This window comes from Paenibacillus sp. P5_B5, assembly GCF_056400365.1.
On sequence record NZ_JBFULK010000007.1, the window covers coordinates 194,489 to 219,476 of the forward strand.

23 protein-coding genes and 1 tRNA gene are annotated in these 24,988 nt (G+C 42.0%); 8 read left to right on the forward strand and 16 right to left on the reverse strand.

Annotated elements, in window-relative coordinates; translation table 11 throughout:
• The first annotated feature begins 44 nt into the window (after positions 1-44).
• Positions 45-1,364 carry an MFS transporter gene (locus AC1DOK_RS12020; protein WP_477554519.1) on the forward strand — a complete coding sequence of 440 codons (1,320 nt, stop codon included), beginning with the start codon at positions 45-47 and terminating at the stop codon, positions 1,362-1,364.
• 161 nt (positions 1,365-1,525) lie between these two features.
• Entirely contained in the window at positions 1,526-2,971 is a 1,446-nt protein-coding gene (locus AC1DOK_RS12025; RefSeq protein ID WP_477554520.1) for a stalk domain-containing protein, read from the forward strand.
• Here the strand turns inward: AC1DOK_RS12025 and AC1DOK_RS12030 are convergent.
• Positions 2,968-3,126 carry a hypothetical protein gene (locus AC1DOK_RS12030; RefSeq protein ID WP_477554521.1) on the reverse strand — a complete coding sequence of 53 codons (159 nt, stop codon included), beginning with the start codon at positions 3,124-3,126 and terminating at the stop codon, positions 2,968-2,970. The genes AC1DOK_RS12025 and AC1DOK_RS12030 overlap by 4 nt on opposite strands.
• 114 nt (positions 3,127-3,240) lie before the next feature.
• Between AC1DOK_RS12030 and AC1DOK_RS12035 the strand changes: the two genes are divergently transcribed.
• From AC1DOK_RS12035 to AC1DOK_RS12045, 3 genes are all read left to right on the forward strand, one after another.
• On the forward strand, positions 3,241-4,134 hold the full coding sequence (locus tag AC1DOK_RS12035; RefSeq protein WP_477554557.1) for a carbohydrate ABC transporter permease: 894 nt from the start codon (positions 3,241-3,243) through the stop codon (positions 4,132-4,134).
• Positions 4,131-4,952 carry a carbohydrate ABC transporter permease gene (locus AC1DOK_RS12040; RefSeq protein WP_477554522.1) on the forward strand — a complete coding sequence of 274 codons (822 nt, stop codon included), beginning with the start codon at positions 4,131-4,133 and terminating at the stop codon, positions 4,950-4,952. Before AC1DOK_RS12035 ends, AC1DOK_RS12040 begins: the two co-directional genes overlap by 4 nt.
• A 79-nt stretch (positions 4,953-5,031) precedes the next feature.
• Positions 5,032-6,444, forward strand: coding sequence for an ABC transporter substrate-binding protein (locus AC1DOK_RS12045; RefSeq protein WP_477554523.1), 1,413 nt, complete (start codon positions 5,032-5,034; stop codon positions 6,442-6,444).
• A 141-nt stretch (positions 6,445-6,585) separates the two neighbouring features.
• Here the strand turns inward: AC1DOK_RS12045 and AC1DOK_RS12050 are convergent, their stop codons facing one another.
• Positions 6,586-7,635 carry an S-layer homology domain-containing protein gene (locus AC1DOK_RS12050; protein WP_477554524.1) on the reverse strand — a complete coding sequence of 350 codons (1,050 nt, stop codon included), beginning with the start codon at positions 7,633-7,635 and terminating at the stop codon, positions 6,586-6,588.
• A 299-nt stretch (positions 7,636-7,934) separates the two neighbouring features.
• On the opposite strand from AC1DOK_RS12050, the gene AC1DOK_RS12055 reads away from it, so the two are divergent.
• Complete coding sequence (locus tag AC1DOK_RS12055) at positions 7,935-8,609, forward strand: DNA alkylation repair protein (protein WP_477554525.1); 675 nt, start codon at positions 7,935-7,937, stop codon at positions 8,607-8,609.
• 167 nt (positions 8,610-8,776) lie between these two features.
• Here AC1DOK_RS12055 and AC1DOK_RS12060 read toward each other — a convergent pair whose 3' ends face one another.
• From AC1DOK_RS12060 to AC1DOK_RS12070, 3 genes are all read right to left on the reverse strand, one after another.
• Positions 8,777-8,899 carry a YjcZ family sporulation protein gene (locus AC1DOK_RS12060; protein WP_477554526.1) on the reverse strand — a complete coding sequence of 41 codons (123 nt, stop codon included), beginning with the start codon at positions 8,897-8,899 and terminating at the stop codon, positions 8,777-8,779.
• Between the two features lie 124 nt (positions 8,900-9,023).
• Positions 9,024-9,224, reverse strand: a complete 201-nt coding sequence (locus AC1DOK_RS12065; RefSeq protein WP_477554527.1) for a hypothetical protein — start codon at positions 9,222-9,224, stop codon at positions 9,024-9,026.
• Positions 9,225-9,418: 194 nt separating this feature from the next.
• Positions 9,419-9,494, reverse strand: a tRNA-Arg gene (locus AC1DOK_RS12070).
• Between the two features lie 199 nt (positions 9,495-9,693).
• Here AC1DOK_RS12070 and AC1DOK_RS12075 point away from each other — a divergent pair.
• The gene (locus AC1DOK_RS12075) at positions 9,694-10,302 is read left to right on the forward strand and encodes a class I SAM-dependent methyltransferase (protein WP_477554528.1); all 609 of its coding nucleotides are present in this window, start codon (positions 9,694-9,696) and stop codon (positions 10,300-10,302) included.
• 3 nt (positions 10,303-10,305) lie between these two features.
• Here AC1DOK_RS12075 and AC1DOK_RS12080 read toward each other — a convergent pair whose 3' ends face one another.
• Both AC1DOK_RS12080 and AC1DOK_RS12085 read right to left on the reverse strand, forming a co-directional pair.
• Positions 10,306-10,842: a chromate transporter gene (locus tag AC1DOK_RS12080; protein ID WP_477554529.1), complete on the reverse strand. Its 537-nt coding sequence runs from the start codon at positions 10,840-10,842 to the stop codon at positions 10,306-10,308.
• Positions 10,839-11,498, reverse strand: a complete 660-nt coding sequence (locus AC1DOK_RS12085) for a chromate transporter (RefSeq protein ID WP_477554530.1) — start codon at positions 11,496-11,498, stop codon at positions 10,839-10,841. Before AC1DOK_RS12085 ends, AC1DOK_RS12080 begins: the two co-directional genes overlap by 4 nt.
• 277 nt (positions 11,499-11,775) lie before the next feature.
• Between AC1DOK_RS12085 and pcp the strand changes: the two genes are divergently transcribed.
• Entirely contained in the window at positions 11,776-12,423 is a 648-nt protein-coding gene (gene pcp / locus AC1DOK_RS12090) for a pyroglutamyl-peptidase I (RefSeq protein ID WP_477554531.1), read from the forward strand.
• Positions 12,424-12,450: 27 nt separating this feature from the next.
• On the opposite strand, the gene AC1DOK_RS12095 is transcribed toward pcp, so the two are convergent.
• From AC1DOK_RS12095 to AC1DOK_RS12135, 9 genes are all read right to left on the reverse strand, one after another.
• Positions 12,451-14,397 (reverse strand): GTP-binding protein, encoded by a 1,947-nt coding sequence (locus AC1DOK_RS12095; RefSeq protein WP_477554532.1) that lies wholly within the window; start codon positions 14,395-14,397, stop codon positions 12,451-12,453.
• 168 nt (positions 14,398-14,565) lie between these two features.
• On the reverse strand, positions 14,566-16,068 hold the full coding sequence (locus AC1DOK_RS12100; protein ID WP_477554533.1) for an ABC transporter substrate-binding protein: 1,503 nt from the start codon (positions 16,066-16,068) through the stop codon (positions 14,566-14,568).
• Between the two features lie 39 nt (positions 16,069-16,107).
• The gene (locus tag AC1DOK_RS12105) at positions 16,108-16,980 is read right to left on the reverse strand and encodes an ABC transporter ATP-binding protein (RefSeq protein WP_477554534.1); all 873 of its coding nucleotides are present in this window, start codon (positions 16,978-16,980) and stop codon (positions 16,108-16,110) included.
• A 3-nt stretch (positions 16,981-16,983) separates the two neighbouring features.
• The gene (locus AC1DOK_RS12110; RefSeq protein ID WP_477554535.1) at positions 16,984-19,950 is read right to left on the reverse strand and encodes an ABC transporter permease; all 2,967 of its coding nucleotides are present in this window, start codon (positions 19,948-19,950) and stop codon (positions 16,984-16,986) included.
• Positions 19,951-19,954: 4 nt separating this feature from the next.
• Positions 19,955-21,043: an efflux RND transporter periplasmic adaptor subunit gene (locus AC1DOK_RS12115; RefSeq protein WP_477554536.1), complete on the reverse strand. Its 1,089-nt coding sequence runs from the start codon at positions 21,041-21,043 to the stop codon at positions 19,955-19,957.
• Complete coding sequence (locus AC1DOK_RS12120) at positions 21,003-21,713, reverse strand: ABC transporter ATP-binding protein (protein WP_477554558.1); 711 nt, start codon at positions 21,711-21,713, stop codon at positions 21,003-21,005. Before AC1DOK_RS12120 ends, AC1DOK_RS12115 begins: the two co-directional genes overlap by 41 nt.
• Before the next feature lie 646 nt (positions 21,714-22,359).
• On the reverse strand, positions 22,360-23,349 hold the full coding sequence (locus AC1DOK_RS12125; RefSeq protein ID WP_477554537.1) for an S-layer homology domain-containing protein: 990 nt from the start codon (positions 23,347-23,349) through the stop codon (positions 22,360-22,362).
• A gap of 232 nt (positions 23,350-23,581) precedes the next feature.
• On the reverse strand, positions 23,582-23,920 hold the full coding sequence (locus tag AC1DOK_RS12130) for a DUF1294 domain-containing protein (protein ID WP_477554538.1): 339 nt from the start codon (positions 23,918-23,920) through the stop codon (positions 23,582-23,584).
• Positions 23,910-24,986 (reverse strand): S-layer homology domain-containing protein, encoded by a 1,077-nt coding sequence (locus tag AC1DOK_RS12135; RefSeq protein WP_477554539.1) that lies wholly within the window; start codon positions 24,984-24,986, stop codon positions 23,910-23,912. The genes AC1DOK_RS12130 and AC1DOK_RS12135 overlap by 11 nt, the downstream gene beginning before the upstream one ends.
• Positions 24,987-24,988: the final 2 nt, after the last annotated feature.

Here is a 24,988-nt window from a genome sequence, read left to right on the forward strand (position 1 = left end):
AACTTTCATGTAACGAACTAGATTTTATGGGAGGCGATATGTCGATGAATGAACAAGAGGTAAAGCTGAAGACATGGCATAAGATTACGTATAGCGGTGGTAATTTCTCTGTTAATCTAATGGCACAGATGTTTGCTACGTATGTTGTATTTTATTATGTGGATCATCTGGGTGTTAAACCCGCTTTGATTGGGCTTGCAATGGTTATTCACGGGATTTTTGGTGCTATTCTTAATCCGCTGATAGGCTATATTTCAGATAACACAAGATCCAAATGGGGTCGTCGAGTACCGTACATCGCATTCGGAATGATTCCTTTAGCTGCTGCATTTACGATGATTTGGATTCCTATCGTAGCTACCTCTAGCTTGTTCTGGTATTTCCTCATCGTTGTCCTCCTTTATGACTTCTTCTACATTCTGGTTGTATTAAACTGGACTTCTCTTTTTCCTGAAATGTTCACAAAACTTAAGGACCGTACATCAGCCTCCTCTTGGCGGCAAATGATCGGTATTATTGGCATGATCTTAGGTGTAGCCTTACCTCCTATTATTTATGGTGCAATTGGTTGGGCGGCAATGGGAGTCCTGTTCGGATGTCTTTCGCTTATTTTTCTTGCCATTTCTTTACTCGGATCTAAGGAACCGAAGCAAACAAGAACAGCCGCTCACACTATACCGTTATTCCAAGCGCTGCGTTACACATTTACGAATAAGGCTTTCGTGACCTATGTAATTGGTAGTTTTTTTGTTCAGCTTACGTTCGCCCTATTACCTGCTGCAATCCCCTTCTTCACCAAGTATGTACTGCTGAACAAAGACGATACGTTTAATACAATTCTGTTAGGATCTATATTCGTGATCGCAATGCCAATGGTCTATGTATGGGGACTTGTGACCAACAAATACGGTACACGCAAGACGATAATGGCAGCAGCAGCACTCTATATGGTAGCACTAATCCCATTTGCATTCGTCACAGGTTCAGTTGGCGCTGTGATTACGACTGCTTGCGTCGGTTTATGCTTAGCTGGACTCATCGTACTGCTTGATGTACTAATTGCCGAAATCGTCGATGACGATGAGAAGCGTACGGGTGAGCGGCGCGAAGGCATGTACTATGGCATGAATGGCTTCATTATGCGCTGGGGTGTATCATTGCAAGCTGTCATTATGAGTGGAATCCTAGAGGGAACGGGATACAATGCAGATATTGCTGTTCAGCCCGATGCTACTGTATTCGGAATTCGCATGATGTTAAGCGGTATTCCTGTCATCTGTTTATTAATTGGCATTCTGTTCTATTATTTCTATCCATTAGGGCGTAATCAACGTCATGCACAAGGTATAACGCTTAATAAATAGATCTCACTATATAAATAATCGTGAAAGAAGAGCCGTCATTGTCCGCGCGAAGCGGAGGTGACGGTTTCTTTATGTTTAGGCAGGATTTAGTCGAATTTTGTTGAAAATTTAGATGGTGTAGATTAATGAGTGGAAATGGGGAGTTTCTATATATGATCACAATGAGATTAGTAAGACGAGTAACGTTAACGTGTACCGCTATAACCATGTGTGCATTTCTTCTACTTGCTCCAAGAGTACAGGCGGCTGCACAGGATTCCATTCAATCGAGCCAGGGGACTGTAACTATCAATGGTAAGAAACTAACCTTCGATTACGTAACCGTCGATCTAACCGATCCCCGTGTCCGTGTATCTCCTGTCATCGCAGAAGGTGGAATTGGGCGCACCGAGAAGTTCGCATCCATGGTGAAGCGAACTGAAGCTGTTGCTGCAATCAACGGAACTTTCTTTGATGCTTATAATAAAGATGAAACAAAGCAATATCCATACGGTCTGATCCTCGATAACGGTTGGATTAAGCGCACAGGTCAGAACCAATCGCTGATCGTTAAGACAGATCGGAAAGTAGCAATTGAGCAAGCTAGCCTTGGGATGAAGTTCGTCGTATCGCAGCAAGGCAAGAAAACTTATGAGTTCTCTCCATGGGCGGTAAATGTTTATTATGATGGTACGGACGGACAAATTATTTGTTTTACACCGGAATATGGCTCCAAGGTGTCCTATCCGAACGGAACCTACATCATTGTAGAACATGGTAAGATTAAAGCAATAACTACGAATGAAGCTGATATTCCAAGCCAAGGCTTTGTAATCTACGTACAAGGTAAGAATGAATATGTACTTCCGAGTCTACATGTCGGTGATGAGGTAGAGCTTGATCAATCCCTGCAATTCCATCAAGGAGAAGAGAAAATAAGCGCTCAAGATTGGATCGCTGCTATGGGTGTCGGGCCCAAGCTTATTACGGATGGCAAACTCGATATTAATTATGAGCGAGATGGATTTAATGAGGCCAAAATTACAACTACTGCCGCAGGACGTAGCTTTGTCGGTATAGATCAACAAGGACAACTTGTTATGGGTGTGTTTCCTGCTATAACAATGCACAATATGGCGCAGGGACTGCTCGAATTCGGTCTTGTTGAAGCGATGAATATGGACGGTGGAGCAAGCTCTGGCCTGTATTATAACGGTGTCATGAAGCGTGCAGCAGGACGCAACCTGAGTAATGCATTAATTGTGCAATATGTAGATGAAGCCCAGGTACAACTGACTGTTAATGGACAATTTGTTCATGAGTTCCGCGGATTTACAACGGATGACTGGACCATGGTACCGTTCCGCGGGTTATTCGAACGCGTCCAAGCCTCATTTAAATGGGACGCAGCGAATCAGCAGATAACAGCTTCCAAAGGCTCTATGAGCCTCCTTCTTACCATTGGCAGTCGTACAGCCTACATGAACGGACAACCCGTAGAAATGCCAGTTGCACCCGAGCTTCGAGGTGGATACACCTATATCCCGCTCCGCTTTGTAACAGAGAAGCTTGGCGCAAAATTAGATTGGAATGCGGAGTTATATCAAGCCAATATCACGATTAATTAACCGTGCGAAACGCGAGCAGATAACTCGGGATTCTGCCACACTTGTGATTGATCGACTCCTGTCATCGCAAGTGGAGGCTGTATCCCGGCAAAACGCAGGTACGCTTTCCCCACTAATGCAGTTCGATAGCCACCTTCTTGCAGCAAATCACCCAACAGTTACAACCTCATTTAACTTCGTAATAATAATTAATTTAATACTCAGTTAACTTACCGATAACATTGCCTTTACAAGCTAGAATTACAATGAATGTAAACTAGCAAGGGGGCCTGAGTATCCTGAAGAACCTAAAAAACTGGCGAGAAATTAGCCTAGCTTATACGCTACTAGCGCCTTCACTCATTGTTTTTACAATTTTTTTGTTCTACCCTATGATCAAATCGGTGTACTTGAGCTTACATTTAACCGATCCTCGAGGAAAAGTCGCTTTATTTGTCGGACTCGATAACTATCAGGAAATGTTCACCTCTCCAGACTTCTATCAGAGCTTAAAGGTAACAGCACTCTTCATGCTCCTAACGGTTCCAACAGTCATTCTCCTATCACTCATACTCGCTGCATTCACTCATCATCCTGCAAGAGGGATGAAGTTATTTCAATGGATTTTCTCCTTACCCGTTATCCTGTCTGTTGGAACTAGCTCCGTCATTTGGGCGATGCTGTACCATCCGAGTATTGGAATATTAAACTATCTGCTTAACCTAATCGGGATAGACCCTATTGCCTGGCTAACCGATCCGAACTGGGCGTTAATATCCGTTTCCATCATGACGATCTGGATGAACCTCGGATTTACTTATATTGTGGTGCTTGGCGGATTAAAGGGCATTTCTTCTGAAATTTATGAAAGTGCACGAATGGACGGAGCTGGCGCATATCGCATTTTTTTCACCATCTCCATTCCGTTATTATCACCTGTGCTATTCTTCGTTTCGATTATATCGATCATTGGCTCATTCCAAGCCTTCGGTCAAATTAAAATCCTAACCAAAGGCGGTCCTGCACAGTCAACTGATGTGATTGTGAACTCGATTTATCAAGATGCGTTCGTTAACTTTCAATTCGGTTCGGGAAGCGCCAAAGCGCTTGTCCTATTTGTCATCATCCTTCTGCTTACGTTCATTCAATTCCGCTTTGTAGAAAGGAAGGTCCACTATCAATGAACCGAGTTGTTCCTAGATCACTCCACTATCTCTTGTTAACGGTATGTGCAATTGCGATTCTCTTCCCTTTGTTCTTCACGATTTCATCCTCCTTCATGACACCTGAGGAAGCAGGCGTATATCCACCACCGCTATTACCTACAAGCTTATATTTGAACAACTTCATGGTCGTACTCGATACGGTTCCGATTATTCGCTTTATCGTTAATTCATTCGTTATGGCGAGCGTCATCACACTTGGACAGCTAATCCTAGCTTCAACCGCAGCATATGCCTTCTCACATTTACGGTTTCCAGGTAAGACATTCTGGTTCGCTACGTTCATGTCAACCATGATGATCCCGTGGGAAGTTACCATCATCCCGAACTACTTAACCATTAAATCTTGGGATTGGTTAGATTCCTTCCAAGCCTTAACCATTCCTTTTATAGCCACTGCATTTGGGACATTCCTGCTGCGTCAGTTCTTCTTACAGCTACCCAGCGAGTTATTTGATGCCGCCAAAATCGATGGATGTGGACTATTCCGAAGTTTTATTAAGTTCGTCATCCCGCTATCGCTTCCCGCACTTGGTATGCTCGGTATTTATGGCTTCCTGAATGCTTGGAATATGTATTTATGGCCACTCCTTGTGACCAATAGCGATGTGATGCGAACCGTACAAATCGGCATTTCCATGCTCCAATTCGAAGAATTCACCTCCTGGAATCTCGTACTCGCAGGAGTCACATTAGTGCTGCTGCCATCTTTTATCATGCTCATATTTGGCCTCAAGCAGCTCGTTCAAGGCATTACAGCCGGAGCGCTTAAAGGATAGAACTATTCGGTCCACCCTGTTCTAGGTGTACCTTCATATAAACAACCAATCCTAAACAACTACTGAGGAGTGAAAGAAATTGAGAAAATTGCAAGCTAAAAGTTGGGTCTTACTCGTTACGGTATTCATGATGTTATTCGTATCCGCATGTGGTCAAACTGCACAAGAGAAACCAGCAAGCTCACCTTCAAACAGCGCAACTAAATCAACCCCAGAAGTACCAACACCCGAGCCTAAAAAAGGAGCAGCGAGTACGGAAGCGACTAAAGTCGTTTGGTGGCACTCCATGGGCGGTGAGCTTGGTAAAGCAGTAGATAAATTAGTTGGTGACTTTAATAGCTCACACAAGGAAATTCAAGTTGAAGCAATTTTCCAAGGCACCTATGACGAGAGCTTGAACAAAATGAAAGCATCACTAGACTCCAAAAGCGGTCCTACTATGATTCAGGTATACGAAATTGGCTCCAAGTTCATGATCGACTCCAAAGCGATTACACCGATGCAGAAATTTATCGATAAAGATAAGTTTGACCTAACACAGCTAGAAGAAAATATTCTTAGCTACTACACATTCGATGGTCAATTGTATTCCGTACCGTTCAACACTTCGAATCCAATCATGTACTACAACAAAACGTTGTTTAAAGCTGCAGGACTCGATCCAGAGAAACCACCAGCAACCTATGAAGAAGTAGCCGCAGCAACCAAAGCGCTTACCAAAGACGGTGTTACTGGCGCTTCATTCGCACTTTATGGCTGGTTCATGGAGCAATTCTTTGCTAACCAAGGTGCTGAATATATCAATAACGGAAATGGTAGAGGCGGTAGCGCAACAGAATCACTTGCAAACACAGAAGCAGGTGTACAGACGCTTACTTGGCTCAAATCAATGGTAGATAACAAAACAGCACTTAACCTCGGCCGCAAAACCGATGATACCAAAAAAGCATTTGTTGCCGGCCAAGTAGCCATCACACTTGATTCAACTGCTTCACTACGTGGAATCGTTGATGCTGTTGGCAGTAAATTCGAAGTTGGAACAGCTTTCCTACCTAAACCTGCGAATGCCAAGGATGGCGGCGTAGTTGTTGGAGGTGCAAGTCTATACATGATGAACAACCGCCCCGAAGCTGAACAGAATGCCGCATGGGAATTCATCAAATTCCTGGCTATGCCTGAGCAGCAAGCTTTCTGGAATACCAAAACAGGCTACTTCCCAATTACCAAAAAAGCATATGAGCAACCAGCGATTCAAGAGAACATGAAGAAGTTCCCACAATTCAAAACAGCAGTCGATCAGCTTCATGCAACCAAAATAAGCAAAGCTACACAAGGTGCTGTAATGGGCGTATTCCCTGAAGCAAGACAAATCATGGAAGGCGCAATGGAAGAGGCTATCACAGGCAAAAAATCACCTAAGGATGCCCTGGACGGTGCGGCAAGCAATATTACGAAGAAGATAGACGTTTATAATAAGACGGTAGCGAAGTAGTTTTCGAGGATACACGAAGAGACGGTTTCAATGCGATATGTTCAGCGATATAAACTCTATGTAAAAAAGACGCTTTAGCAGCACATAAGTGCTTCTAAAGCGTCTTTTGTTTGATTAGAACTATTAATTAAAACTGTCTTATTACGAGCGTGCGACTTCCCACCATTTATGATAGATCGTGACCTGACCTGAAGGACCCGTTAGCTTCGGTGCGATGACTAGCTTCTTGCCACTAATGGTTAACTCAGCTTCCTTCTTATCCTTCACGACTGCATCAATCTTCGTAAGCAGCGTGTCATCCGCCTTAAAGCCATACAGATTCAAGATATCCGTCAGCATGCCTCTCTGCTGCTTATCGCTAATATCGGTTACTGTAACTCCGCTGAAGGCTTTAATTTGCTGCTCAAATTCAACAGACACCGCGTTATCCATTTGCCCTAGTTGCTCAGACTTCGTCATGATAATCTTAGCGTCACCATCATCATAGACCCGGTAGCCATCATATTTAGCAAAAACCTTCTGACGAATCACCATATGCATCTCATCACGGAATACATCCCAAGCTGTTGGCAGCTTAGGCAACTTCTCCGCCGAAGTCGGTTCTAATGGGCGATCATATAAATTAATTAAGCCGTGATTCGTTAAATTTTTGATAAGCTGTAAGGCTTCAGCACGTGTAATTGTTTCATTCCCCATAAAGCTGCTCACTGTATTTTCTCCAGCAACTCGTCCTAACGCATACTTCTTACCGAGTACATATTGAATAGCTTGATCGCCGCTATAATTGACCCCGTCTGCGCTAGACACCAGCTCCGCTACATTCTTACGAGTGATGAACTTCCCACGCAGCTCTAATTCAGCGTATCCAGCTACGGGATAATTTTTAAAATGAAGCAGGTTGTAATACTTGTCCGACCAACGATCCGTCAGGAACGTATTCTCCAGATCCTTACCCGTAATCCCAACGATCAGCATCCGAATAAACTCTGCTTCCGTGACATTCTGGTTAGGCATAAATGTGCCATTACCATACCCTGATGCAATACCTTTAGAAACTCCCCATTCAATCGTCGTCTTAGCCCAGTGATTATCCGTATCACGAAACACTACTTCCGCAGATGCATTTCCCACGCCTATCACAAATAAAACTACCGACAGCAGATATGTACAAAATGTACGAAACCTTGACATTCCTAATCCCCCTAAATCTTCTTATTGTTACCAGACAATTCTAACGAGGGCGATTCCTGTCGGTCAAGTCATATCAAGGTCTTACACCCAAAGATAGGTCTATACGTCTATCTCATGAAGGCTACTAGCACAACTAAAGGACTAAACTCAGGAAATTAAGCACATTGTACTTAACAAGTAATAACCTATCTAGCAAATCCATCAACTCATCTGTACAATGAAATCAAATCAATTTAAATTGATTTGTCATGCTACTGTCTGCTACTGTCCGCCAATCCATTTGAAATGAGGAAATCCGTATGACTCATCCCTATGTACAAGCCCTGCAAGCCCACATGGAACCGCATCGCAATCCGGAGAAAGCAGAACCAATGGCTAAATATATGAAAAATCTTTTCCCTTTTCTCGGCATTAAAACACCCGAACGCGAAGCACTCATTCGTGAGTTTACGAAGTTGCACGGACTGCCTGATGTATCTGAACTGGATACCATTGCGCGTGAGCTATGGCTTCTACCTGAGCGCGAATATGCTAATATGGCGATGCATCTTCTCGGTAAACGTGCGAAGCAGCTTGAACGTGAGCATATAAAGTTAGCCCAACACCTCATTGTCACCCGTTCCTGGTGGGACACCGTAGACTTCTTAGCAAGCAACTTGGTTGGTGATTTATTCACCAGATACCCCGATCTTATTGAGCCTTATGCTGAAGCTTGGATTACATCGGATAGCATTTGGCTGCAGCGTTCAGCCATTCTATTTCAACTGAAATATAAAGGACGGACAGATGCAGAGCGTTTATTTCGTTATGTAAAGCACTGCTCGTCATCCAAAGAGTTCTTCATCCAAAAGAGCATTGGCTGGGCACTGCGTGAATATGCGAAGACCGATCCTAATCGGGTGCGGCAGTTTGTAGAGCAAACTCCACTCGCTGCGTTAAGCCAGAGGGAAGCGTTGAAGCATTTTGCCAAATAGAACATGCAATCAAGAAAAGAAGAAAAGCCACTCGGTTAAGAGCGGCTTTAAGGATGAATTGATGTTTCTTTGATTGCTACAAACTCAATCGGAAATCAATTGAGAGAATGCCCTATGAAGGTTATAAATGTAGTCGTATTACATCCTACCTTCTCAACTATTCATTCTTAGAATAAAAATGCTCTAGATATAATAACTAAAAGGATAAATAAAACTAGAATCGCACCTGTATTAGTAAACATACCATGATGTCTTTCTTCACGTCTTTCTTCACGACAACATTCACCCATTTGAAATACCTCCTTTTCTCCAACTAATAACATAATATGTCCTTGAAATGATTTTGATTGGATGAAAGTACAGGTTATTCAGCCGTTTAGGTTTATGCAAAAAGAAAAAGCACCGCTTGGGCGCTTAATATTCTTCAAAATCGACATATAAAACTTTATCTAAATAAATTATTCCAAGATTAATTTGTGCATACACCGTACCAGTACTATTTTGTAAATAATTCTCCATTGCTGATTGTAAAGTTGTGTTATGAAACTGTGTTTGTTTTTTCATGCCATTGATAAAAGTAAAGGTAACAACTATGGTGCGATTCTCATCTAACATCCATTACACCTCCTATACGGTCACACTTCGACATTAGGAAGGATTTTCCTCTATAAGTATATAAAAAAGCCACTCGGTTAGGAGTGACTTCTGAAATTAATTATTTTCTTAATTGGCTTAGTCATTCGGCTACTTTAGAGGTTCCTAATAAAAAAGAAGAACCCTTATGCGATAAGGGTTCACAGTATTCAATATGGCGGCCCCGAGAGGAATTGAACCTCCGACCTGCGGTTTAGGAAACCGTCGCTCTATCCCCTGAGCTACGGAGCCACAACAATTGATATTATATCATAAATCATTGTTAGAACCAAAGGAAATATCAACTCAACCCATTCGGTGTTTAACTCATACTAAACTCGTTGATGGACCTTAGCACCGACGTCATAATGCCTAATTAGCTATTTTTGTATGATGACAATAAGACATGTATTACAATACAAGTAAATCCTATACGGAAAGCGAGTTGAATATGATGCAGAGTCTTCATGAGCAGTTTGGCAATATAGATATTTACTTGTTCGATCAGTTGTTAAAAGGGCGGATTACACCTGATATGCGAATTTTGGATGCTGGATGCGGTACGGGTCGTAATCTCGTTTATTTGCTGCGAAATGGTTATGATGTCTATGCGATTGATCAATCAGAAGAGGCTATTTGGGAGGTTCAATTACTCGGAGAGAAGCTATCACCTAACTGGTCGAGCGAACAGGCTCGTGTCGAGGCTGTAGATCACATAAGCTTTGCGGAAGAGAGCTTTGACTGGGTGATCAGTAGCGCTGTGCTGCATTTTGCTGAAGATAAGCATCATTTTGAGCGGATGGTTCATGAAATGTGGCGTGTGCTTAAACCAGGAGGAAGTCTATTTGTACGTCTCGCATCCTCTATTGGTATGGAGCAGCTAGTAATACCTACGCAGAATGGCCGCTATCGCTTGCCTGATGGGAGTACTCGCTTCTTAGTAGATGAGGAATTGCTGATAGGGATGACAGAGTCGCTAAAGAGTACTTTATTCGAACCGATTAAGACGACTATTGTGGCGGGAAAACGCTGTATGACGACATGGTGTGTGAGCAAATGATGTTTAGAACACCATAACCCCTACAAGACCTGAAGCTAGAATGATAACTAGGGGATGCACACGCGTACTAGCTAGTACAAATAAACAAACGCCGAATAGACCAATTAGAAGCACAGACGTAGTTGTAATCTCACCAATTATCCCGTTACTCTGTGCATACTGAATGGCGCCATAGAAGATTAAACCTGTAACAACCGCACGCAAGCCATACATAGCATTCTGCACCCAAACATTATCATTTATTTTATAGAAGAAAGTAGCTACTAGAATCACAATGAGTAGAGATGGAATGACCATACCTACTGCAGATACGATAGCTCCCCCTAGTCCAGCCGTATGATAACCTACAAAAATCGCACTATTCGTTGCAATCGGACCTGGGGACATGCCAGAAACGGCAATTACATCTGTAAAATTCTTCGTCGTCATCCAACCGTTCTGAATGACTTGTTGTTGGATAACTGGAATTATCGCATAGCCGCCACCAAAGGACACAAATCCTATTTTTACAAAAGTAAAAAATAACTCCCACAAAATCATATGCTCTTCTCCTTACCGTTCTCTCCGTGCAGCTTAATTGTTCGGAGATTCTTCATTTGCATGACAATTATCCCTACCAAAGCGCCTAATACAATCACAATAATAGAGTTCACATGAAAAAATAAGAGAAGCACGATTGTAGCTATGGTGATGAATAGCGTGCTTCTATCAATTACACCTGTACGAGCTGTCTTGAAACCTGCGTAAGCGATGAGTGCAACGACTGCTGCCCCAATGCCTTTAAAGGCCGAAACAATATAGGGATTATCCTGAACATATATAAAAGCCATACATAGTGCCAATACGATTAAAAAGGTAGGTAATAGGATGCCTAGTAGAGCAGCAATAGCACCGAGTGTTCTCCTAATTTTGAATCCAATAAATGTAGCCGAATTAATTGCAATCGCGCCTGGAATAGATTGTGATAGTGCAAATACATCCGCAACATCGGTTTCTTTGACCCAACCCTTCTTATGGACAACCTCCTTCTCGATCATTGAAATCATCGCATAACCGCCACCAAAGGTTACGGGGCCTATTTTGGCAAAGGTTGTGAAAATTTGAAACAAAACACTTAAGTTCTTTTTGAAATTATCATACATGTTTACCCACTCCAATTGTTCTGGATTAGCTTGTTCTAACTTTAATTTTAGCATACTTTATTTTATTTTGGAATTAAGTTAATATTTATATGATTGATATTTTTGAAACTACTTATGGAAATCCAGACTTACGGTTGATAGAGAGTGAAGCTTATAGCAATGGGAATGATATAGATACCTTCAAAGAACAGCATAAACGCGCGTGGCAAGAAGAGATTGCAAAAGGATTTAAACGATGACACGATATTGATGGTTGAAATATTTAAGTATGTGCCTTAATTAGGCAGTTGGGATGCTTTTGAGCTAATAACGAAGTTGGAGGATGTAGAAGATGACTTCCATATTACTTACTGGATTCGATCCATTCGGTGGGGAGACAGCCAATCCATCACTCGAAGCAGTGATGAAATTAGAGGGAGAAATAATAGAGGGGCATACCGTTATTTCACGTGTAATTCCAACCGTATTTGGAGAATCTGCTGCACAGCTCATCGATTATGTAAGAGAGCTTAATCCCCTATTTATCATCTGTGTGGGTCAAGCAGGCGGAAGGGCTGATATTAGTATCGAACGTGTCTCCATTAACAAGGATGATGCTCGCATCCCAGATAACAAAGGCAATCAGCCTATTGATACGGAAGTTATAGCTAATGGACCTGTTGGCTACTGGTCAACGCTTCCGATCAAAGCCATTGTTAGCGCACTCAAGCTGAATGGCATTCCCAGCTCGGTATCGAATACTGCCGGAACATTCGTCTGTAACCATTTATTCTACAGTTTAATGCATGAACTGGCTCATAGTAAGAATCAGTCACGAGGCGGATTTGTCCATATTCCATTCCTGCCTGAACAAGTAATTGATCGCCCACATCAACCAAGCATGGAGCTCGGTACGATTGTAACAGCACTGCGCATCGTGATTGAGGCTACTATTAAGCATCCGGTAGATATTGCCCAGGGTGGAGGAACGACGCACTGATTAGATGCTCCCCTACCTCCAGTTCGCTCACACATGCATTTGTTGTTCTGCTTGATCCCATGGGACGGTATAGCCTAGTCCCTTCGAACAAAAGATCGATGAAGAAGAGTATTCAGGGTCGGCATTCTTATCGTATCCCCTCTTCTCTATCACTTCACCCCGATTGTGGCAACGATCATAGCCGCCAAATAAGAAGCTAATTGCCCCTTTGCCTTGGGTAAAAGCAGCAAGCTCTATGCTATAGTCCATAAAGGTTGCTACAGGAACCTTACCTGTCAAAATAACTTTATTCCCCATTGTTTCAGGCGGATCAAAACTCCCACTTGCATGTTGAATATCTGCAAGGACTCTGCCTATATGGTCTAATTGAACTTTAATTTTAAAGTCATAATACGGTTCAAGTAAGATACTCTCTGCCTTCTCAAGCCCTTGTCTCAGCGCCCTAAATGTCGCCTCACGGAAATCCCCGCCATGCGTATGCTGATTGTGCGCGCGACCTTTAAGAAGCGTAACCTTCAAATCTGTAACCGCTGAACCTGTTAATAGACCATGATGGTCTTGTTCTAACAGATGCTGTCCCACAAGGTTCTGGTAATTGGCCCCTAATACATCTGGATGGCAAGCATTCACAAATGTAATGCCGCTATTACGATCCGCTGGCTCTAACTTTAGATGCACCTCAGCATAATGCTTGAGCGGCTCAAAATGTCCACAGCCATAAACCGCATTTGCAATCGTCTCTTTATATAGGATTTCGGGTCTACCAAACGTAATGATATAGCCAAATCGTTCTTTAACAATCCGCTCAAGAACTTCTAGTTGAATCATTCCCATGACATGAATATGAATTTCCTGTAGCTGTTCATTCCACATCACGTGGAGTGATGGATCTTCAGCATCGAGTATCCGAAAACATTTTAGCATATCCTTGGCATGAACCGTGGGACTAAACAGCACCTTAGATTGTAGAGTTGGAACTAGCTCATAAGTGGCACTATTCTCTAATGTTCCTAATCCATCACCAGTCACTGCCGATGACAATCCCGTCACAGCAAATAAATCACCCGCTATCACCTGATTCACCGGCTTCATTCGATTCCCATTGATCATTCGAATTTGAGTTACCTTGTCGGTTATTCGATTCTCACCGTTGCCATATGTAAGCTCATCTCGGACCTGTAAGGAACCACTTAAAGCCTTAATAAACGTAACCCTAGTCCCATTCTCATCATGCCGTATCTTGTACACTCGCCCTGCAAACGGTGCTTGCTCCTCATACTCCGTTGAAGTAAGTAGTTCCAGAGAATCCATGAAGCTTGTAACCCCAACATTGTGTAAGGCGGAACCAGTGAAGCAAGGGAATATTTGATTATCCCGAATCATGGCTGACATGGCTGCAAGCCATACCTGCGCATCATAACCTTGATCCATATACATTGCTAATAAGGAATCACTTCGTTCAGCAAGGAACTCAATCAGTTCTTCTTGCATGCCTTGTTCCAAAGATTGCTTCATATCACAGACGTTCTCTGTCAACTGGACCTGAATCTCTTCTAGTACCCGGTTGATATCGGAACCGATTCGATCGGTTTTATTAATAAAGAAGAACGTCGGTACTTGATGTTTTCTTAGTAGATGCCATACAGTTTCGGTATGTCCTTCAACACCCTCAACAGCACTAACAATAACAATTGCATAATCCATGACTTGAATAGAGCGTTCCATTTCTGGTGAGAAATCAACATGACCCGGGGTATCAATCAAATAGTATGTCGATCCTTGAAAGTTCATAACTGCTTGATCGGCAAATACCGTGATGCCTCGTTCTTTTTCAATCGCATGACTGTCAAGAAAGGCGTCCCGGTGATCGACACGCCCGGGTTGTCCGATACTTTGTGTATAGTAAAGCAACTGCTCAGCAAATGTCGTTTTGCCAGCATCTACATGTGCAAATAATCCTATCGTTTTGTTCATTTCACACCTCGTTATTGCATACTTCGCATGTAATCCAATTATCTTCTATTCTAGCACATGAGAGATTCAGTCTGCCTAGCCAGTGGTTGTATATAACATATCCTAGAACACAAAAGCCACTGAAATAGATTCAGTGGCTCTGTCATGTATTATTTATTCCATCATCATTTATCTCATCATTGTACTTGAGGCGCCTTGTTGCATGTTAATGGGACCATTCGGATTTGCTTTAATTTGCTGCAGGACCGCATCCCCTTGTGTTTGCCATTCTTTCAGCGCTTCACGAGCTTTCTTCTTACCAAGCAGAACCTCTTGCAGTAGATTACGACCTGGATCGATTGCCATGCCTATGCTTGGTTTTTCACGATACAGCTTATAGTAATCATTTTCCGAGAAAGTAGATGGCTTGATGTTATAGAAGGCTTCAATATGGAAGTCCGCTCCGTCTTTGGGTTTAATATAACTTTTACGAGCAGGCAACTGATAAGAGCCATTTGATTTTAATTTAGCCCATTCCGGACTATTAATAAATTTGATGAATTTCCATGCGTCATCTACGTTCGTCGCCTTCGTGTTAATCCCCATTAATCCACTAATATACACGCCAGGAACAACGCCTGGTTGCTCTGGATGACTTGGCATCGTCACTACATCCCAATCGATCGCTTTATAATTCTTGATTTGTTCTGCATGCTTGTTAGCATCAATAATTTGTGCGAGTTGACCATAGCTCATGATCGTCATTCCTAATTTGCCCATCATAAAGCTGTCGTAAGAGAATGGACCCTGTTCTTCAGGATTCTCCTGAAAACTATTAGGGTTGTTCGGATCTTGCATCGGTGGAACTGTTTTATCTTGCTGCAATTGATACATCTTATTCCATACTTTCTCCCAGTCATCTGTATCAACCGTCATTTTCTCTGCGGCCTCGTCAAAATAACTTAATTTCAATGGAGCTGTGTACATATTAAATTCGTTGAAAGGATCGCGCCACTTCTGCGAGTTAAAAGAGAATCCATATACAGGCTTATTGCCTTCTGGTTTAGACACACGCGAAGCCAGTGCAAAAACATCATCCCAGCTCATATTATCTGTTGGAGGCTCAACGCCAGCATCTGCAAAAAGCTGCTTATTATATACAAGGGCAGACGAATTAAAGAGTGGTGCTAACGCATAGATTTTGCCGTCCGGACTCAAGCTCTTAATACCATCATAAACGACTGGCACATAATCAGTCGTATCAAACTTATCTTCCGTCATTTTGCTATCGAGAGGTGCAAGTAAATTCTTCTCCAGCAATTCAGACATTTGATCATAGTTCATCATGACGATGTCAGGTGGATTATCGCCCTCCATTAACTCCTGCATTTTCACAAAAGGATCTTTGAAAGTCTTAGGTTGCTCATTGCCACTGCCATTGTTGTAGTTATACCTTTCACTATCATCACGGGTGGAAATGATTTCAATCTTGATATTCGGGTTATTGAACTCAAAAATATCGGTGAATTGTTGGCGGAAATATTCATCATCTCCACTATAACCATCACTTGTTGCAATACGCAGAACACGCTCTGTCTTATCATCACCCTTAGCTCCCATTGAGCAAGCAGCAAGTAACGGTACGACCATGACAGCTGTTAAGATGATAGAAGCTAACTTCTTCCCTTTCATTTGCGTTTCCCCCTCTAAAAGTTGTTATTGGTTTACCAGCTATTCAGCGTTCTTAGGTGGCTTAATCAAAATCTTCTCACCATCGAACTCCAGCGTTGCTTTATTGCTGATCTGCAAGGCTTCCAAAAGATTTCTTGGTATTTGTAAACGTCCTACTCGATCAAGTACAACATATTCCTCATGCGCTTCGTTTAAACCACCATGGAATCCAGTAAGTGGATCATCTAAGTGCTGATTGCGTTTAATAAATTCCGTACTGGTCAGTCCATCTCGAATGGCAACTACACGATCAACCTTACCTGCTAAAGCTAAATCATGCGTAACAATAACAATCGTGACTTGCAGTTCCTGATTCAAACGACGAAAAATATCCATAATCATATCGGATGTCTGTGAATCTACTGAGCCAGTTGGTTCATCGGCAAGCAGCATCTGCGGGCGATTTGCAAGTGAAATCGCAATAGCCACACGCTGCTGCTCTCCCCCAGATAGCTGCTGTAATTTATTATTCATCCGATGCTTAAGCCCAACCCATTCGAGCAGTTGCTTAGCATATGGACGATCTACTTTGCCACTAAGCAGCATGGGCATTTCAACATTCTCCAAGGCAGATAAGTACGGAAGTAAGTTACGCGCATTATTCTGCCAGATAAAACCAACTGTATTGCGTTTATATTCTACTAGCTGTTCATCGGTTACCTTGAGTAGATCCCATTCACCTACGCGTACTTGCCCTGCGGAAGGGCGATCAAGACCGCCCAATATGTTAAGTAAGGTAGATTTACCGCTACCGCTGTTACCGATAATAGCCATCATTTCACCAGGCTTAACATTAATGTTCAGGCCTTGCAAAGCGACGACTTCGATATCATCGGTTTTATAGATTTTGACTAAACTTTCGCATTCAATCATCCCTTACCGCTCCTCTCCGAGTTTAATAGCTTGATGAACACGTAAGCTACGAATATGCACGAATAGTAGACTTGCACCTGTCACCATCATGACGGCGACGACAATGTACAATTGAAGGGTATCCTTGGCCTCAAATATAATTCGGAATGGAGGTACCTGTGTTTTTACATTATCTGCCGTTTGCAAGAATGGCAGGAAGAGTAAGCTCACAAGTCTACCAACACCAATCCCAATTCCGATAGCGAGCCCACCAGTCAGTATTTGTTCTAACAGAAGCATACCGGTTAGCTGTTTACGTTTAAGTCCCATCGCACGAAGTACACCGAATTGTACAACCCTGCTCGCCAGGTTGAAATACCAGTAGAGCAAGTAACCGATCAGGGAGATTAATACTGACACTAGGAATCCTAAGCTCAGAATACCAAACACGCCGCCTCTAGACGGATGTTTACTTTGAATAGCAAGTGCGCTATTTACATCCTTAACCGATGCAAGCACTACACCTTTATCCTGCAATTCAGTTATCATCGGTCCTACCAAGGCACCCTCTTTGACCTTTAACCAAACTTGATAAGGTATAACAGGAATTTGATCATAGATGTATTCTAAATTCGTAATAAAGAATGGTTTATCATCTGGATACTCACTTGGCCAATAAGGCAAAGTTGCAACAATGACAAACTCAAGCGGTTGTTGATTAATCGATATCGTTATAACATCATTCTGCTTAAGTCCATTCTTCTCTGCAAAAGATTCAGGGACAATTACTGCTTGCTCGTACGTCCCAAGTAAATTTAAATATTTAAACGGATGAGTTGGGAATAAATCGTTACGGAACCAAGCAACCTGAGCAAATTGATCATTATCAATTCCCATAACATTTCCTTGTCCTAGCGATTTACCTGCAGCAACTGCATTTCCTTTGGTACGTAACACTCGTGCTGCATGCTCAACGCCGTCTAAATCACTAAACATTTGGAAGCGAGGTTCAATGAATCGAACCTTCCTCGGAGCTTCAATACCTGGTTTCTGTCCGCCACCGCCAGTTCCACCGCCGTTGCCTCCTCCATTACCACCATTACCTCCACCAGTGCCACCGTTGTTACCACCACCAGTGCCGCCATTGCCGCCACTTCCGTTACCGCCTGTGCCATTACCTTTACCACCGTTACCATTCTGACCATTACCTTGACCAGTAGGTATTTCATCACTTACACTTTCCCAGCCTAACTCCAATACTACATCAGTACCATAACTGTAAAGCGTTCGTTCTGTGGAGTTTAAGTCCAGCGTTCTGGCTGCTGAAGCGTTATAAACGCCAAGACCTATTGTTAGTGTAAGGAGCAGCATAAGTGGATAGTAAGATTTGCTGCTTCGAGATAGCTGAGTTAGGGTTAAATACATAGATACAGGTAGAACCTTCTTGCCAATCCAACTAAAAAACCTAAGGATCCACGGGAAGATTCTTAAGAAGAACATACCTAATGCAAAAATAGCGAGCGCAGGTACAAAGAATAATACAGGCTGTACTTGCATTTGATCCGTGGTTAACCCTGTCTGCTGTGATAGCATCTGCTGGCTATTGAATAAATACCACCCATATGACACTAACCCGATTAATATGATGTCTATAAACCATCTTTGCCAGAAAGGCTTGCGATCGGTTCGTGCTTGCTTTTGTTTATTCCCAACAATAGAGGACTTAGCGTACATAATAGCAGGGACAACACTTGCTACAATAGCTAGAACAACCGCACCTAAACCGTATAACGCAGCATCTAATGTGAATGCTACAGGAATGGATTTGCGATCAACAAATGTAAGGAACCCATTCGCTGATCCAATACTTTTGGCTAAGAACCATCCAAGGATAGGACCAATGATCATAGCAATAGCACCAAGGATTAGCCCTTCAAGTAAATAAATCCAAATAATTTGCTTGGTACTTCCACCTCTCGACCTGATTACAGCAATATCTGTTCTTTGCCGATCAAGTGATTGCTTGGCATTCATAACAATGTAGTAGAGCACCATTGCCAGAATTGGGGCTGCAAGTGTAAATAATAAGAGCTGCAACTGAAGGCCCTGCGTCTTAAACTCGCTTAGCAAGCCAAGGAACGACTGATCTACCTTCGTATCCGTTAACTTGGCAAATAAATTCATATCCAGACGAGTTAGTGTTTTCTCTAGTGCAGGAATTTTACTGGTTTGGATTTCCTTAAGATCAAAAGCATAATACCAGTTAGCTAAATTAAGCGGAATTTTATCCTTCACCAGTAATTGATCGATAAACATCTGTTCATCTACGATTAAGTTTGCAAGAATGGCCTCAAACCCTTGGAACCAGTAGGGATCATTCTCATTAATTGGCTTAACCGTACCGACAATTTTGACCTTAAGCGGCTTACCTTTGGAAACTGCCGTAATCGGATAGTTATAAATATCCCCTACATGCATATCCAGACGAAACATCGTTTCTTCAAGAATTACGGCTTCAATAACACCATCCGTGACTTTATCGGAGGCCCATCTACCTAAAGCTAATTCCACCTTATCTTTAAAACCACTATAGGTCGCAATTGACATTTGTCTGCGTTTGCTACCATCGATTTTAGCTGGATCGGTGGGCGTTATTGTTGCACCGCGTAAGGATAGAGCACGTATATAAGTTTGTTGTGGAAATTCAATATCTGTTGGAATTTCCTCACGTATGTATGTATCTACATCATTAAAAGCATCCATCTCAGCACGTACAGAGCCTGTTGCCTGATAACGCATCAACAGCGAGCCTGGAGGCATACCACTTTCGCTTTCTTCCAATGTTTTGGCTACGACTCTTTTGAGTGCCCCATCCGCATACATAGGAATACTTGTCGTAAATGCAACTGCCACGATAAGTCCCAAGAACGTGCTAACTGTCAGCCAACGGGTTTTCCACATTTTTCGAAAAAGAAACCGCAGCATCAACATACGCTCATCGACCTACGACTTTCTGCCCGGCTGTTAATCCCTTAATAATCTCAACTTGTGTTGCTTCCTGCTGTCCAACTTCTACGTCTACTTCTTGTTTATTGCCATCTTTATCAACGACCTGCACATAGCTTCGACCACCAGAAGTACGAAGAGTTGAAGGAGGAATCACAACAATATTTTCTTTCTTCTGTATGACGAATTTGGCTTCAAGCGGCGTTCCACGTGTTACACCCTCAGGCATTTGGTCAACATCAATCAAGAGAAAATCAGTAATAGATTGCTTATCTGAACCAAATTTATTTTGGTTGTTGTTACTATCTTCGGACTTAGGACTTGGAAGCTGCTTCACTTTCCCTTGTACCTTACCGGCCGAGTTAATATCTACCGTAACATCCATACCCAGTGTGATTTTTTTCAAATCATCAGCGTTACTAACTGTAACCCCTATGGTTAGAACCGATAGATCAGCGATAACAGCTACTGGTGTGTAAGCTTTGGCTGTATCACCCTTTTGTATGTATACACCAAACATCGTTCCATCGAATGGAGCATAAATCTTCGCGCTGTTAACCGTTTCTTCCATTTCAGTGAGCTTCTCTAACTGCATTTCGAGATCAAGCTTATCCTGTTCTAGTTGTTCAATCGTTTTCTCACTGCTACGATAAGACTCTTTGAGTGTAAGCTCAGCTTTCTTCCTCTCCAGGCGCATAACTCGTAATTGCGACTCCAAATCCGCAATATCGAGTTCAGCAATTAATTGCCCTGCTGTCACCTGTTGACCAGACTCCACATGTACAGCTTTAACACGCTTATTATCTTGCGTAAAGGAGAGCTGTTCCTCCCTTGTCGACATAACCCTGCCTACACCTTTAACGGCAGTCTCCATGGTTCCAAGCTTCACTTCATACTCAGGCTTCTTGGAAAGCTTCGGCGGATTAATCGTTGGAAGTACTTCCTCATCAGCCTCTTTAGGCAGCAAAGAGCACCCCGAAGTAAGTACTAGCACAAGACTAAGCATGCTGACTAGCAGCACTTTTCCTTTATGCAGCTTAGACTTGCTTGAATTTCCCGTCCACCATTTCAAGGACATGATCTGCAACCTCCAATATTGTTGGATCGTGAGTCGTCATACAAATTGTGACTTTCTCCGTCTCTATAATTGAGCGAAATACAGACATAATCTGCGCACTCATTTGTGAATCAAGATCAGCCGTCGGCTCATCCGCTAAGAGTAAATTAGGACGGTGAACAATCGCTTTGGCAATTGCTACACGCTGCTGTTCTCCCCCTGACATTTCGAAAGGGCGATGATGCATTCTTTTTTCAAGACCAACCAACTGCATGCAATGTCGAACTCTATATTTCCAAAGATGGCGAGGTACACCGGCCATACGTAATCCTAATTCAACATTTTCATAAGCAGAAAGTAATGGCATTAGTGCAAAAGTCTGAAAAATAAACCCAATTTCTCTACGTCTTACTTCTGTTCGTTGATCATCGTTCCATAAATGGAAAGGATGATCCCGAAATAACACTTCACCCTCATTCGGTTGATCTAATCCCCCGAGAATATTAAGGAGTGTCGTTTTACCCGAACCCGATCGCCCTCGCAGCATAATTAACTGCTTAGGATACAGTGTCATATTTATTCCTTTTAACACTTCAAGCTTCTGGCTACCCACTTGAAATGAGCGTTCAACATCTCTGATTGTAAGCAGAGGCTGTGTTTCATCAATAGGTGCCTGATCGTAAGCACTCATCTCTAAATCCTCAGATACGTCCTCACTATCAGCATTCTTCTTGGATGCTTTCTTAGAAGTTTTCTTGTCTTTCTTAGCTTCTTTCTTAGCTTCTTTCTTAGCCTTCTTCAAATCCTCTTTGGTTACAGTCTTTTGGGTTATAGTCTCTTCTGCAATCTCTTTGGTTAAAGTCTCTTCTACAGTCTCTTCTGTTGTAATCTTCTCTGCACGGTTTGCTGCGTTATCATCTACAAGGTCAGTTACGGTTTCAGTTGCTATGTCATTAGCTATGTCATTTGTTATATCAGCTGTTATTTCGGTTACTATTTGAGTTGATTGTTCTGACTCTTTTTCTTTATGTATGGTATTTCTAACCTTAGCTAGCCACCCCATCCTTTCACCACCCTCTCTTTAGAGACACATAGCCCTATATTAGACGAATAACAAGACCAAAAGGTTTCAATACAATTACAAATATTTGAATTAATTGACCCATTCTAAATGGTATCATGATGACAGACTATTTTACAATGATAGATCGACCTAACTTTAATATTAAATAGTTTAATAGACAATTTGTAACGAATTGCAAGTACCTCTATATAACAAAAGGATCCCCTAGAGGATCCCATTCGTTACATCTAATTTTACAACTCTATGATTCCATCTATTTTTGTTTAATATACATTACGATACTGACTTGATCTTTCACATAGCCTGCAATTACATTAATACTAAACTGACCAGCTTCAACCTTCTGATCTTTGCCAGATTTATTTACTTGAGCAATAACCTCGCCGAATTTATCATCGACAGGAATGCCGCCTTGTTGAGCTAACTTGGTTACAAATGCAATGCTTTCTTTATTACCCGCATCACTTAAGCCAATCTCATTCCACTCACGATCAAAAGCATACCATATCCATGAAGCAATCAGTTTATCATCTTTTTGGATTTCAAGATAAGTAGGGTGTTCAACCACTTTATACGCTGGCTGATTTGCTACAAGCTTGTTAACAAGTGCAATAACAGTTTTGCCAAAAGCTGTTGCCTCTGTTGGCTCTTTTACCTCTTCTGTCTTACCTGCTTCAGGACGTGCCTGCAACTCCGTAAATCCTTTGGAATTTAGTGTCTTAATAAACTGGATTGCTTCCGCACGACTTAGTGAATCTCCACCTGCATAACCTTCAACTGTTGGTGCAGTTTTACCAGCTGTATAACCTTGGTTTAGTAAATAAGTGATTGCATCGTTACCTGTTAAGCTCTCACCATTTGCACCTGCAATAATTTCAGCCACTTGTGAACGAAGAATCGGTTGATTGCGAATTGCATTGTCTTTCTCACCTAATACGGGATAGTTGAGAGATTTAGCCGTTTCATAGACTGGATCTGACCAATTAGTATCTGATTTTGCGATTTCCGCACCGAATGCACGTAAGAACATCGACAAGAACTCAGCTTCATTAATGTTCGCATCAGGTTTAAACGTGCCGTCCTCATACCCATTAACAGCACCATGTTCTACGCCCCAATTAATAGCTTCTTTGGCCCAGTGGCTGCTTACATCTGTGAAGTCTACAGTCTTAGCACTAACAATTCCTGAGATACTCAGGGATAGCACCATAGTAGCTGCGATCATTTTTAAAGATTTTTTCATAACATTACCTCCAAATAATTTTTTAATTTCAAAATAATATAATAAATGTATACTAGATTAGAAAGTTTTGTCAATTTTCGACAGCTATTATTGTAAATCTACTTTAATCTACTTTAATCTACTTCACAAATGACTCAATGATACCGTGATAATGAAAAACAAAAACAACGAGCTCCGACTTCGACGCTCGTTGTTCTATGTGACTACATCATGATTCGTATTTCTATTAACCCTACAGGTACCAATATATAATCCAAACACAATCAACAATCATAAGTAAGGGGATAAACAATCGAAAATACCACTTTTTTGTTTTGTGGCGTGCCATATTCATTCCGACCAGCGATCCAATTCCACCGCCAATTGCAGCCACTCTAAACATCACCTGTTCAGGTATACGTCTGCTATTACGCTGAGCTTTCTTCTTGTCATTTACCATAATCATTAAGCCGATGACATTAATAATAGCTAAGTAAATGAATATTAAGTTCGTTCCAATCGCATCCTTAGTTGCATAGGTTACGAATAGAAAAGCAGCACCTATCAGTATGGTTATTCCTTTATTGTACAATTTCAACGCTCCCTATCGTCTCGCTTACAATTCGATCAGCTGTAAACACAGGGTATGTTCCATCCTCATTAGGATGTGACTGTAGATAGATACCACCTATATAAGCTTCTTTATTCTCCGTTAGGGCTTTATAGATCTCGTCCTGTGAAACTAAGCCGCCAACTGCAAGCTCCTTAATGAGTTCATATACGAATTGCAGACTTTCTTTCTTCGTCCCATTTACATTACTTAATGTGAATATAAGCTTACGATCACTCGGACTTGCATTCATATTGATCGTGACAAGCTGCGTTACTTCATTCGCATCTCCAACTCGTTCTACATATATCGTTTTGGCATTTGGTACGACCGTTTCATTGCCAATGATCGTCACCCCAGATACGGTGACACGGTACTGCTTCTGCGCCGCGATTCGCTGAACAAGATCCGTAACTCCAAAGATGGTTAACTTATTTCTTACTTCAACTGATGTTTCACGAATCATACGTTTTACAGATTTAACCCCATCATACTGATTCGCATAATTACGAATGAACGTAATGGCCTCAGCACGAGTGAGATATTGGTTTGCCTGAAAGCCAACGATTGTTTTCTCTGTCTTACCACTCGATAGATTCAACTCATACAATTTAAGAATCGCAGTATCAACTGACTGTGGATCAATACCAAGTGCATTATTCATGATCATAGCTGTATTGCCTCTACTAATTGGCTTGTCCTTAACGCTTGCATCACTAAGTCCTGTGAGTGCTATCCATTGATTAGCTTCCGCATAGTCATAGTATTTGTTAGCCCAGTGGTCATCCTTACTGCCTTCGGCCTGTAATTGATAGGTCGACAGCAACATTCTTATAAATTCAGCTTCAGTTACATATTGATCCGGCATAAATTTCCCATCACCATAACCACTAATTGATTGCTTCTCTATGCCCCATTTAATAGACTTCATCGCCCAGTGACTGCTTGGTACATCAGTAAATTGAATCGACTCCTCGGCCTTAGCAGCACCTGAAGCAGTCATAATAGATAATACACAGCTAATTGTAACCAGTATGGCTCTCTTCATCC